Source organism: Algibacter sp. L1A34 (assembly GCF_009796805.1).
Taxonomy (GTDB): Bacteria; Bacteroidota; Bacteroidia; order Flavobacteriales; family Flavobacteriaceae; genus Algibacter.
Genome location: NZ_CP047029.1, coordinates 3,497,436 through 3,510,487, shown reverse-complemented (window position 1 = coordinate 3,510,487; position 13,052 = coordinate 3,497,436). Strand labels below are relative to the sequence as shown.

The following is a 13,052-nucleotide window of genomic DNA, read 5'->3' as shown; positions in this document are numbered from 1 at the left end:
TTCTAAGTTAGTATACTTCCAATAGAACCGTTTTCGTTTGGAACTAACTCATAAACAAATTCAGGATTTAAATTAGCCTCTTTTCTATGGGAAACATATAAAATAGCTGTATTTGTTTCTAAAGCTATTTTATTTATTAATTCGCAAAATAAAGCGGCATCGTTATCATCAAGACCGTTGGTAGGTTCGTCTAAGATAAGTAATGGTGGATTCTTAACCATGGCTCTCGCTATCAATACCAAACGTTGATGACCACGTGAAAGCGATAAAAAGCATTGCTTTCTAATATCAAACATATTTAAAACCCGTAACCAATGTTGGGCAATTTTAATTTGCGCGTTCGTTGGTGTTTTATACAAACCAACCGTATCAAAAAAACCTGATACAATCATGTTTCCAATAGTATCTCGACGAGTGAAACCGCGAAGCATTTCCGAAGAAAAATATCCGATTTTTTGTTTTATGTCCCAAATACTTTCTCCACTCCCCTTTTTAACTCCAAATAATGTAATATCTTGACCGTAAGCTTTTGGATTATCACCAAAAATCATGCTTAACATGGTGCTTTTACCTGATCCGTTTGGCCCCATTAATTGCCAAAACTCTCCCGATTTAATTTCCCATGAAATGGAATTTAAAATGGCACGCTCACGATAATTAATAGATACGTTATTAAACTTTACTAAAGGGTTTAAAATTTTAGTTGGTTCATGATACTCTACAGACGGTAAGGCTTCAATAAAATGAAAAGATTCTGTTTTACTTTCAGTATTTGAAAACTCAACAAGTATATCGTCTTTTATCTGATATATGTTTTTTATAAAAGGAAGGATATCTAATTTTCGATTTGCTATTTGAACAATTGAAGTTGTTTCACTTAAAACCGTAAGCTGCTTTTCGATTTGCGATTGGGTAGCCACATCTAAATTACCAAAAACATTATCGATGACTAAATAATCTGGTTTTCCGGAAATTATATGATCTAAAAGCGCTTTTTTTCGTTCACCTTCTGAAGAATGAAGTAAACTATTTTTTGTTTCGGTCGCGACATTCATTTTACCGTGACGGATTTCTTCATCTATGAATTTATTTAAAACTATTTCAGAAAAAAGTGCACCGTTTAAACTAGAAAAACTAGGGATAAGTTCTCCTAAAAAAATAGTTTTGATAAGGCTTTCCTTATCAAAACTATTAGATATATAAATTGCTAAATGTTTTTGCAATTATCTTTTACTTTAAATTATAGATTTTTGGTATGGAAAGGCACTAGACCATCAATAGGTCTACGTTCAAAATTTCCAACTATAAAGCCCATTTCTTCACCAACTTCTTTAATTTCTTTTTGCGCAAAAAAGGCTATAGATCCAGCAAAATGTACGGGAACTGTTTTTAACTCTTCCTTAAACTGAAAAATCATGTTTTTTGCAAACAAACGAATACCATCTTTAATTAAGTTAATGGTATATTCTGAATCTTTGTGTAAGAACATAAATTCAGCAAATCCTGCTAAATAAGCATTAGGACTTGGTTGCTTGTATAAGTTGTATTTAATAAAATCGGCCTCCATATTAAACTTAGCACCAAAGGCTATTCTAACATTTTCTGGCATTTGGCCAAAGTAATAATCTCTAATTAACTGCTTACCATAATAATTTCCTGAAGCATCGTCCATTAATGTGTAGCCAAGTGATATAACACGTTGGTGCAATATTTCGCCATCATAATAACTACAGTTAGAACCTGTACCCATAATACAAACTACAGCAGCTTCTTTTGGATTGTTAATAGTAGCGTAAACGGCAGCCAAGGTATCCTCATTAACTTCAACATGCGCATTAGAAAAAATATCTTTTAAAACGGTATTTAATAAATCTTTTGCATTATCCGTACCACAACCAGCGCCATAAAAAAACACGTGTGTCACTTTTTCTGCATTCGATTTTAATTCTTTACTTTTTTTAATTAATTTATTAAGCTTTTTCTCACTTAAAATGGCTGGATTTAATCCTTTAGTACGGATTTTATCCATTAATCTATTTCCATCTTTATCTACAGCAAGCCAATCGGACTTAGTAGAACCACTATCTACAATTAAAATCATAAGTTCTTAGAATAAAAAAATCCACAGCATTATTCAAAAAAAAATAATACTGTGGAAATATATAGATAATTTATTTTACAGCACCAATATATTGAGCTAAATCAATTAATTTAGTTGAGTAACCAAACTCATTATCATACCAAGAAATTAATTTTACAAAACCATCATTTAATGCCATACTTGCGTTAGCATCGAATGTACTAGTTTTTGGTTCAGATACGAAATCTTGAGAAACTACACCTTCTTCAGTATATCCTAATACACCAGCTAATTCACCTTCAGAAGCTTCTTTTAAAGCAGCTTTAACTTCAGCCCATGGAGCTGGACGCTCTAAACGACAAGTTAAATCTACAACAGATACATCTACAGTAGGGATTCTAAAAGCCATACCAGTTAATTTTCCGTTTAATTCAGGAATTACTTTTCCAACAGCTTTAGCAGCTCCAGTTGAAGCTGGTACAATGTTGTTTAAAGAAGCACGACCTAATCTGTAATCTTTTCTAGATACACCATCAACAGTAGATTGTGTAGCAGTTGCAGCGTGAACAGTTGTCATTAAACCTTCAGCAATTCCGAATTTATCGTTAATTACTTTAGCTAATGGCGCTAAACAGTTAGTAGTACAAGAAGCATTAGATACAATTGTATTTGCAGCAGTAATTTGTTTGTGGTTTACACCCATAACAAACATTGGTGCATCTGCAGATGGTGCAGAAATTGCAACTTTCTTAGCTCCAGCTGTAATGTGTTTTTGTGCACCTTCTAAAGAAGTGAAGATACCAGTACAATCTAAAACAACGTCTGCTCCAACAGCATCCCATTTTAAATCTTCTGGGTTACGTTCTGCAGTTACTCTAATAGTATTACCGTTTACTATTAAGTTACCATCTTTAGTTTCGATAGTACCATCGAACTGTCCGTGAACAGAATCAAATTTTAATAAGTAAGCTAAATGATCTACATCTAATAGATCATTAATTCCTACTACTTCAATATCATTAGATCTAGAAGCTGCTACTCTAAAAGCAATTCTACCTATTCTACCAAATCCGTTAATTCCAATTTTTAATTTTGACATAATCGTGTTTATAAATGTTAAGTGCTCATGATATCTGAGACACGCAATAATTCTAAATTTATTTTTGTTTTTCCTTTTATGGCATTATCCAATGGTGTAAGCTCCATACTATTATTAATTAAACCTACCATATAACTAGATTTACCTTCTAATAGAGAATCTACAGCTTTAACGCCCATTCTACTTGCTAAAACACGGTCGAAACATGATGGTGACCCGCCACGTTGCATATGTCCTAACACAGATACTCTAACATCGTAACCTTCCATGTTTTCGTCAACATAATCCTTAAGTTCAAAAATATTTTTACCTATTTTATCACCTTCAGCTACAACAACAATACTAGATGTTTTACCTGTTTTTCTACTACGCTTTAAAGATTCTACCAAACGCTCTAATCCTAAATCTTCTTCAGGAATTAAAATTTCTTCGGCACCACCAGCAATTCCAGTATTTAAAGCAATATGCCCAACATCACGTCCCATAACCTCAATAAAAAATAAACGGTTATGTGAACTTGCAGTATCTCTAATTTTATCAATAGCCTCTACTACTGTGTTTTGAGCCGTATCAAAACCTAAAGTATGTGATGTTCCAACAATATCATTATCGATAGTTCCCGGAATCCCCATTACAGGAAAACCAAACTCTTCGTTAAAAACCAATGCTCCAGTAAATGTACCATCACCACCAATAGCCACTAAAGCATCAATTCCTGCTTTGTTTAATTGATCGAAGGCTTTTTGACGGCCTTCTTTAGTTCTAAATTCTTTTGAACGTGCAGATTTTAAAATCGTCCCTCCTTTATTGATAATACCTTTAACGCTACGGGCATCCATTGGTTCGAAATCACCTTCCATTAAACCTTCGTAACCTCTATATATCCCAAAACATTCTATATTATGGTAAGCACAAGACCTTACTACAGATCGGATGGCGGCATTCATACCAGGAGCATCTCCTCCTGATGTAAACACTCCAATTTTTTTTATTTTATTTGGCATTTATTTCTTTGAATTAAAACGTAAATTTAATAAAGAAAAAGTATATAATCATACTATTTGTACTGTTTTATTCATTGTTTTTACTATAACGTTTTAGTAATAAATTATAAATAACATGCTATTTTAACCTCAAAAAATTAAACAATAACCAATTTGAGTTAATTTAAATGAGAATTTTTAAAAAACTTCTAGTCTGTTGAAGCCTATTTTACAGAAATAAAATCAGGTAAGGCGCTTTCCGCTTCTTTCTTAGGTTGCTCCAAGACTTCATTTTCGGTTTCGGATTTCTTTTTGAATATTTTTTGAAGTAATTCTCTAAATGTATCAAAATCCACATTATAAGAAAGTCCTACACCCTGGGTATATCCAATATCTTCACCAAAATTACGTATACTGTTTTCACGATTGAAGACTTTAGCTGTTAAAGTTCCATCATCATTTAAAAGAAAAGACACTTCTACATCGCCAGCAATAACCGTATCACTAGCTCCACCGACAGGAACACCAACTTTACCATTAATAAGCACACGGTCGCTAATTTGAGTTTGAAGCGTTAAACCTACTCTATCATCGGTTTGATAATCGGGAGTGTTTTGTCCAGCTTCATAATTTAAGCCTAAATTAAGTTTGCCATCACCATTAGAAAACACACTATTAATGATGCCATTAAGTCTTTCTGCAATAGTACCAGAGAAATTAAGCTCATCTATACCTCCTGAAAAGGAACCTGTTGAAACTAAATACAAGGCTTGATCCTGACGATCACTCTCCGACTCTAAACGATAATTTAACTCAGATTTTATAGTAGAATTTACATTAGGAAACTCAAAGCTGAAATCTGGAATAGGTTGCTCTAAATTTCCAGTTAATGCAATATTTAACTCAACAGGAATGGTTCTATTAATAGGAGTATCAAGCAAAGGCGATGGATTAGCTTGTGTTTTGTAAACAGCTTTCATATTAATTAAAGCATCAAGCGGGTCGCCTTCCCAAGCTAAAGTGCCACCGGGTTGTACTATAAATTGTTTTTGAACAAAGCCACCATAGGCAAAATTATAAACCCCTTCGAATACCGCAAAATCCCCCCACATATTAAACTTACCATTAGTATTAATTTCAACCAACAAGCCTCCACGTCCTCGTCCTTTTAAAGAGTGACCAGAGTTTTTATCAATAATAATTTCAACTTCAGCATCTTCGGTAACATCCAAATCAAAATCGAGTTCTAATCCTTTTATTTCCTCAAAAACAAGCTCTATACCTTTATTTCTCGCTTCTTTTTCTTCTTTTGTAATAAAATGAATAAAAGTATTATCTCCAAAAGATTCGGCATCGTTTAGCGGTATTTTAAATACTGTACCTGCTTTGGTTTCGCCAATTACATTTATTCTTAACTCGGAGGTTGGCCCAGAAATACTAGCTTCTCCTCCAATAAACCCCGTACCATAGTACAAGGCATCTTCGGTTTCTTTAGTGTCCAAAACCAATAAGTTTTTAGTTGATAGATCGAGGCCTAAACTCCATTTACCAAAATTAACATGGCTTAAATCTCCTTTAAGTAATCCTTTAGTATTATACTTAGTATCGGTTATATTGATATTATTAAAAATAAAACTTTGATTTTTTAAGGAAACGGAAGACTTTTCCGCAAAAGCGTAATCTACATTTAAAAAAGGAATACCCAAACCGGCATTTTTTAATAAAAGCTCGCCATTAAAATTAGGTTTAGCTAAATCTCCAACTACTTTTACTTTTCCTTCGGCCTTACCCCTAATATTACTTAAAACATCTCTTAATAACGGATTTAATGGATATAAATCGAAACCATCGAACATTAAATCGACATCAATTTTAGATTGTTTTCCGGCTACATAAATATCTCCTTTTGCTGTAAAGGAATCCGAATCGTCATTTTTTATTGTAGCATCTACGCTATAATTTGTAAGCGATTCGTTACCAATAATATTAGCATCGAAAGAACCAAGAAGAAAATCGTTCACCCTAAAATTGTCAATTATAATACTAGAATTCGGTAAATAATTGCCATTTTGCTGCAATAAGTCTAACTTTCCATTTACATTTCCTGATAGGGTTAAACTATCAATATCTGGCGTTATTTTAGTTAAATCGACATTTGTAAAATTAAGCTTTAAATCTTTTTCTGTTGAATCCCTAAGAAAACCCGAAAGTCTAATTTCTTCATTATTATGATTAATTCTAAACTTATCTATATTGAATTTTGTAAACTTTTTATCAAAAGATATTTTATGGAACTTATCTTGTAATTCATTGATGTTCCATTTATTATCCTTTATTGTAACATCCGATTGTTTAAAACCTATAACAGATTCATTTGCTTCATTTATAGTATGATAAAAACTTAGGTTGTAATTATCTTTATTACGCTTTCCGCCTTTAAATTCCGATCGCATAAACAACGTATCATTAACGGTAACATTAATTAAATTAAAATTAGAAACATTGTAATATTTGGTATTTAAACTATCGATTTCTACGAACGTATTAAAAACTGGATTACTATTATCTACTTGCAACTCGATGTTGTTTGCAAAATAATTTGAAAGTTTAATTTTAGGTGATTTAAAAGTGAGTTTAAATTGGCTTTCATCACTTTCTACTTGCCCACGAATAAAAGTGTTTTTTGCCAATTCCAGTTCCGGATAAATAACTTCTACAATTTTATTATAAATTGTGAAATTAAAATCGATACTTTGATTGTCTTCTATCTTATTTGGAATATAATTAGTATAAATGTAGCCAATAGAATTCTCGAACAATTTTTTAAGCTCCTTAAACTTAAACCGCCCTTTAAGCTCGCCTTCAATAATATCTGGCGAATTAATTTCTATATAACGTAAACCTTCGCTAAAACGAGAAGAAACATCAAATTTATCAAAATAATACGTATCGTTTTCATTTTTATACTTCGTTTTTCTAAATGAAATTTTACCGTGAGCATCATCATAATTACTCGCGTTCATATTCATTTTTACAACACTTCTAAAAATGGAAATACTATCTTTTTTAATGAAGTTTAATGCATTTAAATTGGCATAATCAACCTTGGCTTCAAAATCGTATTTATTTATAGCTTCTGAAAAATCTACAAGCCCAGTAAAATTAAGTTTTAAGTTTTTATCGTTGGTAATAAGGTTTCCATCAAAAATGTTGTTTTTTACATTTCCAGCTACTTTAACACCTTGATATTTATAGTTGTTATATTCAATTTCAAAAACATCACCTTTTACCTTAGTATTAATAGTTTTAGTGACAAAACCATTACCATCTACATCAAAATTTAAAGACGCTCTACCAACTTCTGGCGCATTTAAAAAGGTCCCGAAATCGAACTCAGTAAAAATAATATTACCTTTGTAAGCAGCATTATCAATATCGTTTATTTTGTTTATTTCTAAGTTTGAATCTACAAAACCCAACTCGGTATCTATCTGAATATCTGCAACTACAGTAGACGATGTAACTTGAGAATTGCCAACAACCGTAAAATAGCCTAATCTATCAAACGATGACGGAATAGCAGCTCCCAAGACATTTGGCAACAAACTTTTTAAATCTTTATAAGTAGATGATAGGTTTCTAAAATTACCCGTCATATAAAAATTACCTTCCTCCTTATTAAACAAGTTTTTAAAGTTAATATCTCCGTAAATTCGGGTCTTTCTATTGGTATTTAATTTTAAATTATAGGTTTGTAGATTATTTAATGTTCCAGATATTTCGGTACTAAAAGTTGCGGTTTGATTTACACCAAACTCGTTATAAAAAGTATTCAATTCATCTAACTGAACTTTAGAATCTTTAAAACTTGCAGACACCAAAACCTTATCTGTAAAGTATTTAAAATCAGCTCTATCGTACGAGAACTTCAAATCGCCTTTTAATTCAGAATTTGGGGTTTTAATGTCTAGGTTAGCAAAATTCATTTCGGTTAAGGTGTAACTAAAATTAGTCATCATATTCTTTACCGTAACGCCTCGGCTATCCCTAAAATTTAGAGTGTTTATTCTGGCATTTACATCACTTCCATTAATTAAAAAATTGGTAGCGTTAATATTTAAATCTTCAAAATGAAGTATTTTTGTAGTCTCTCTATTTTCATCTAAAAGCATAAAAACACTGTTATAAATAGAAACATCACTGGAAGATAATAAAAAACTGCTTTTTTCTGTTCTTGGGTTATCGCTATCAAATCGAGCAACAAAAACATCTAGATTGGTATCAGATTCTCCTTTATAAGTTTTAATATAAAAATTAAGGTTCTCAATATCAATATCACCAAATACGAGCTGCCCATTCACCAAGTTTCTAACACCCAAAATAGACGTATTTAATTCAGCAATACTTATAAGTGTATCTTGTTTATAATCTTGAATATAAATTTGTTTAAGCTCAACATCTCCATTAAACTGCAAGCTTACTTTATCAACATTTATATTGGTTTTAAAATCGTTATTTATACGCTTGGTTACATAATTTCCAAGCCCAGTTTGTATGGCAGGAATAGAAAGAATCAACACCAAAATGATGAATAGCATTAGCAATATACCTGCTATTTTTAATAGTATTTTTAGAAATTTTTTGATACCCTTATCGTTATAATTTTATTTAGAATAAACTATTTTTGCAATTCGAAATAAATAGAATCTATTAATTCATTTATTCGGATTCAAAATTAACAATTATTGTGCCTAAAATTCACTAATGAAGGAACAAAATATTTATATACTCGGAATTGAGTCATCTTGCGATGATACAGCGGCTTCCGTAATACACAACGGTAAAATTTTAAGTAATGTTGTCGCGACCCAAAAAATACACGAAGAATTCGGCGGTGTTGTGCCAGAACTAGCTTCGCGAGCCCACCAACAAAACATAGTTCCGGTTGTTTACCAAGCTCTTAAAAAGGCTAATATTACAAAAGAACAGCTCAATGCTATAGCTTTTACACGTGGTCCCGGATTAATGGGGAGTTTACTAGTTGGCACATCTTTTTCGAAATCGCTAGCCTATGGATTAAATATTCCGTTGATAGATGTAAACCATATGCAGGGGCATATCTTGGCACATTTTATAGATGAAGAAGGCTTTGATAAGCCAACTTTTCCGTTTTTAGCCATGACTATTTCGGGCGGACATACACAAATTGTTCGAGTAGATTCTTATTTTGAAATGACAGTTATTGGAGAAACCATCGATGATGCTGTAGGAGAAGCCTTTGATAAAAGCGGAAAAATTTTAGGATTAGGCTATCCTGCTGGTCCAGAAATTGATAAACGTGCCAAATTAGGAAACCCAAAAGCCTTTAAGTTTACAAAACCAAAAGTTGCTGGGTTAAATTTTAGTTTTTCCGGTTTCAAAACAGCTGTTTTATATTTTATTCAAAGAGAAGTTAAAGCAAATCCAAATTTTATCGCCGAGAACTTAAATGATATTTGCGCCTCAATTCAATATACCATTATCGGAATTTTAATTGATAAATTGAAACTCGCTACAAAAGAAACAGGCATAACCCATATTGCTATTGGAGGTGGCGTATCGGCTAATTCAGGAATACGGCAAGCCTTAAAAGATGGTGAACAAAAATTTGGATGGACAACTTACATTCCTAAGTTTGAATTTACCACAGATAACGCTGCAATGATTGCTATTGTGGGTTATTTGAAATTCTTGGAAGGTGATTTTGCAGAACAAGATATTGTAGCATCTGCTCGATTGAAAATATAATTTTTTAATCTGAAGAAACAAAAAACTCAAATTTACATTTAGAGCTTAGCTCTTTTATGAGGTATCATCAGTGCATGTTTGTTCAATTCTGTCGCTGTTGCTGTGTTAAATGTATCTGAAACAAAATTTATTATAACCTGTTTTCATTATAATAACAGAAATTTTATTTGTTTTAAGTTTACTTTTCTTCTTCTATTCAAAATTAAAAAAAAGACTAATTTAATTGCCTGATTTTGAAGTTATCAACAATAAATTGTTAATAACTTAATATTTCTTCTTTCATATCACAAACATTAACTCTAAATTTGGCGTTAAAATATACCCCATATATTATGATAAAACCTATATTTATTCTAGCCTTCATAGGCTTTTCTTCCATTTTAAACGCTCAAAAATCAATAGAAAAACAATTAGAACTTGTTGAAACTCCGGAGCAAATCGAGCAATTTTTAGAATCCAAGCACTCGAAAAAAAATAAGCTAATTACCTTTAACGAGGAAAAGCACAAAACAAGTTTAACAACAGATCTTTTCGACCTACGCCTTGGAGGCACTAAGGTTTATGAAAACGAATTTGAAAAAACCGCTTATAAAGTCGTTGAAAAAAATAAAAAAACATACAATAGAGTTTCTTATATTTATCTAGATGGCACAAAATATAGCCTAGAAGAAATAAACAACTTACGTGATAAAATTATAGCAAAATTTAATAATGGTGCACCATTCGACTTTTTATCGAAACAATACTCCATGGATGATAACGCAAATAAAGGAGGAGATCTAGGTTGGTTTTTATCGACTGATGTACATCCCGATTTTGACAACGAGATTGCTAACGGAGGTCACCAATTAAATGATATTTTCACTATTGATATTCCCGAAAAAAATTGGTATTATGTGGTATTGAAAACTCATGAACCAAAAGACATTGCGGAAATTGAAGTTTTGAAAATTGTTGAAGCCAAAAATTAATGCAATTATTTTATAATCCCAACATAAACGAAAACACCACGCAATTCTCTTTCGAAAAAGAAGAAAGCAGACATATTGTAAAAGTGTTGCGTAAACAAGTTGGCGATACTTTACACATAACTAACGGGAAAGGCTGGTTATTCTCTGCAAAAATTTCTATACCAAACATTAATAAATGTACCGCAGAAATTACATCTAAAACATTACAGCCCAAACAAAAATATAATCTACACCTAGCGGTTGCTCCTACCAAAATGAACGACCGCTACGAGTGGTTTTTAGAAAAAGCTACCGAAATTGGAATCGATAGCATTACGCCTATTATATGCGATCATAGCGAACGCAAAATTATTAAAGCAGAACGTTTTGAGCGCATTATACAATCGGCCGCAAAACAATCTCTAAGCTGTTATTTACCAAAATTAAATGAGGCTGTTTCTTTTAAAAATTTTATAAAACAAGATTTTCTTGGTGATTTATTTATAGCGCATTGTGAGGAAACTGATAAAAAATCACTAAAAAATGAGCTTAAGCCTAAACAAGATATCACCATTTTAATTGGTCCCGAAGGCGATTTTTCGATTAAAGAAATAGAACTAGCACTTCAAAATGATTTTATTCCTGTAACTTTGGGAGAAACACGTTTACGTACAGAAACAGCAGCTATTGTTGCCTGCCATTCCGTAGCGTTTATTAATGAAATGTAACAAAGCTTAAAACATGAAATTCATTTCGCTCATTTTATTTTGTCTATTTTCGATAGCTTGCTTTCCGCAAGATTTGGCTATCCTGAAGTATCAAGGCGGTGGCGATTGGTATGGTAACCCAACAGCATTACCAAATTTAATAAGGTTTTGTAATGAAAATATTGACACCAAAATAAACCCGAAAGTAGAAAATGTAGAAGTTAGCAGTCCCGATATTTTTCAATATCCTTTTTTACACATGACAGGACATGGCAATGTGTTTTTTAGCGAAACAGATATCGAAAATCTGAGAAACTATTTAATTTCAGGAGGATTTTTACATATCGATGATAATTACGGGATGCAGCCTTACATTACTAAAGAACTCAAAAAAGTATTTCCGAATAAAGATTTAATTGAACTGCCTGCAAACCACCCTATTTTTAGTTCGGTTTTTAACTTTCCAAAAGGCTTACCGAAAATACATGAACATGATGGTAAACGCCCACAAGCATTTGGCCTTTTTGAAAAGGACAGATTGATTCTATTATTTACTTATGAAAGTGATTTAGGAGATGGTTGGGAAGATCCAGAAGTACATAATGATCCTGCCAATGTTAGAGAAAAAGCCTTGAAAATGGGAGCTAATATTATAAAATATGTTTTTGAGAATTAGAGATTAAACGTATGAAAAAATCATCCTTTCATCTAAAAAGTATAGCATTTATCATTATTACATTGTTAATCTTTCAACCTTTAAATAACATAAATAATAATACCTATTCAACTGGTTTTTCTAATTTTCATTATGATGAATGTCCTGATGGCATAACATGTTGCTTTGGATATAGAACCAGTCATTCTAGCTATATTTGCGGAAAGGCTTTTCACCTTAATTAATAAAAAAAACACAACTAATAACAGAACAAAATTGCAACTCACCCACTACACTTCCAACTTCAAGAAACGCACATTCCCAATAACATTGGTTTGCGACAATGTAACTAATGCACCAAATATTGGTAGTTTGTTTAGAATGGCCGATGCTTTTGGTGTTGAAAAACTAGTGCTTTGCGGTGAAAATATTCAGTTGGGGCGTAAAGTATCAAAAACATCTCGAGCAACAGAAAAAGTAGTTAATTATGAAATTTATGAATCGGCTATAGAAGTTGTTAAAGAATTTAAAAATAATAATCATCAAATCATTTCTTTAGAAATAACGGATAAAAGTCAACCTATCCATACCGCTAAGTTTTCAACTGAAAAACCAATAGTTTTAGTTATTGGCGATGAAAACTTCGGAGTATCCGAAGTTATTTTAAATCTTTCCGATAATGTAATTCATATTGATATGTTTGGTCAGAACAGTAGCATGAATGTTGTACAAGCTACAAATATTGCAGTTTACGAGATAACTAAGCAACTTTTTTAAAACTAAACCGTCTA

At 31.9% G+C, this 13,052-nt stretch carries 10 protein-coding genes; 5 read left to right on the top strand and 5 right to left on the bottom strand.

From position 1 onward, the window contains the following. Window positions 1–2: 2 nt before the first annotated feature. The 5 genes from GQR97_RS14885 to GQR97_RS14865 all read right to left on the bottom strand — a co-directional run bounded on the left by GQR97_RS14885 (window position 3) and on the right by GQR97_RS14865 (window position 8,760). Window positions 3–1,223 (bottom strand): ATP-binding cassette domain-containing protein, encoded by a 1,221-nt coding sequence (locus GQR97_RS14885; RefSeq protein ID WP_158849783.1) that lies wholly within the window; start codon window positions 1,221–1,223, stop codon window positions 3–5. Window positions 1,224–1,240: 17 nt separating this feature from the next. Next, entirely contained in the window at window positions 1,241–2,101 is an 861-nt protein-coding gene (locus GQR97_RS14880; RefSeq protein ID WP_158849781.1) for an N-acetylglucosamine kinase, read from the bottom strand. Between the two features lie 70 nt (window positions 2,102–2,171). Continuing rightward, complete coding sequence (gene gap / locus GQR97_RS14875; RefSeq protein WP_158849779.1) at window positions 2,172–3,179, bottom strand: type I glyceraldehyde-3-phosphate dehydrogenase; 1,008 nt, start codon at window positions 3,177–3,179, stop codon at window positions 2,172–2,174. Window positions 3,180–3,196: 17 nt separating this feature from the next. Next, a complete protein-coding gene (pfkA, locus tag GQR97_RS14870) occupies window positions 3,197–4,183 on the bottom strand; it encodes a 6-phosphofructokinase (RefSeq protein WP_158849777.1) in 987 nt (328 codons plus the stop codon). A gap of 203 nt (window positions 4,184–4,386) precedes the next feature. Beyond that, window positions 4,387–8,760, bottom strand: coding sequence for a translocation/assembly module TamB domain-containing protein (locus GQR97_RS14865; protein ID WP_158849775.1), 4,374 nt, complete (start codon window positions 8,758–8,760; stop codon window positions 4,387–4,389). Between the two features lie 166 nt (window positions 8,761–8,926). On the opposite strand from GQR97_RS14865, the gene tsaD reads away from it, so the two are divergent. The 5 genes from tsaD to GQR97_RS14840 all read left to right on the top strand — a co-directional run bounded on the left by tsaD (window position 8,927) and on the right by GQR97_RS14840 (window position 13,038). Beyond that, a complete protein-coding gene (gene tsaD / locus GQR97_RS14860; RefSeq protein ID WP_158849773.1) occupies window positions 8,927–9,949 on the top strand; it encodes a tRNA (adenosine(37)-N6)-threonylcarbamoyltransferase complex transferase subunit TsaD in 1,023 nt (340 codons plus the stop codon). A 332-nt stretch (window positions 9,950–10,281) separates the two neighbouring features. Further along, window positions 10,282–10,920, top strand: a complete 639-nt coding sequence (locus tag GQR97_RS14855) for a peptidylprolyl isomerase (protein ID WP_158849771.1) — start codon at window positions 10,282–10,284, stop codon at window positions 10,918–10,920. Then, window positions 10,920–11,627 carry a 16S rRNA (uracil(1498)-N(3))-methyltransferase gene (locus GQR97_RS14850; RefSeq protein WP_158849769.1) on the top strand — a complete coding sequence of 236 codons (708 nt, stop codon included), beginning with the start codon at window positions 10,920–10,922 and terminating at the stop codon, window positions 11,625–11,627. Before GQR97_RS14855 ends, GQR97_RS14850 begins: the two co-directional genes overlap by 1 nt. 13 nt (window positions 11,628–11,640) lie before the next feature. After that, entirely contained in the window at window positions 11,641–12,282 is a 642-nt protein-coding gene (locus GQR97_RS14845; protein ID WP_158849767.1) for a DUF4159 domain-containing protein, read from the top strand. Window positions 12,283–12,447: 165 nt separating this feature from the next. Further along, entirely contained in the window at window positions 12,448–13,038 is a 591-nt protein-coding gene (locus GQR97_RS14840) for a TrmH family RNA methyltransferase (RefSeq protein WP_317164060.1), read from the top strand. The last annotated feature ends 14 nt before the right edge of the window (window positions 13,039–13,052 follow it).

What these genes read in the sequence shown, in the direction of transcription:
- GQR97_RS14880 (WP_158849781.1), bottom strand. Translation starts at nt 2,101, where the DNA reads ATGATTTTAATTGTAGATAGTGGTTCTACTAAGTCCGATTGGCTTGCT.
- gap (WP_158849779.1), bottom strand. Translation starts at nt 3,179, where the DNA reads ATGTCAAAATTAAAAATTGGAATTAACGGATTTGGTAGAATAGGTAGA.
- pfkA (WP_158849777.1), bottom strand. Translation starts at nt 4,183, where the DNA reads ATGCCAAATAAAATAAAAAAAATTGGAGTGTTTACATCAGGAGGAGAT.
- GQR97_RS14865 (WP_158849775.1), bottom strand. Translation starts at nt 8,760, where the DNA reads ATGCTATTCATCATTTTGGTGTTGATTCTTTCTATTCCTGCCATACAA.
- tsaD (WP_158849773.1), top strand. Translation starts at nt 8,927, where the DNA reads ATGAAGGAACAAAATATTTATATACTCGGAATTGAGTCATCTTGCGAT.
- GQR97_RS14855 (WP_158849771.1), top strand. Translation starts at nt 10,282, where the DNA reads ATGATAAAACCTATATTTATTCTAGCCTTCATAGGCTTTTCTTCCATT.
- GQR97_RS14850 (WP_158849769.1), top strand. Translation starts at nt 10,920, where the DNA reads ATGCAATTATTTTATAATCCCAACATAAACGAAAACACCACGCAATTC.
- GQR97_RS14845 (WP_158849767.1), top strand. Translation starts at nt 11,641, where the DNA reads ATGAAATTCATTTCGCTCATTTTATTTTGTCTATTTTCGATAGCTTGC.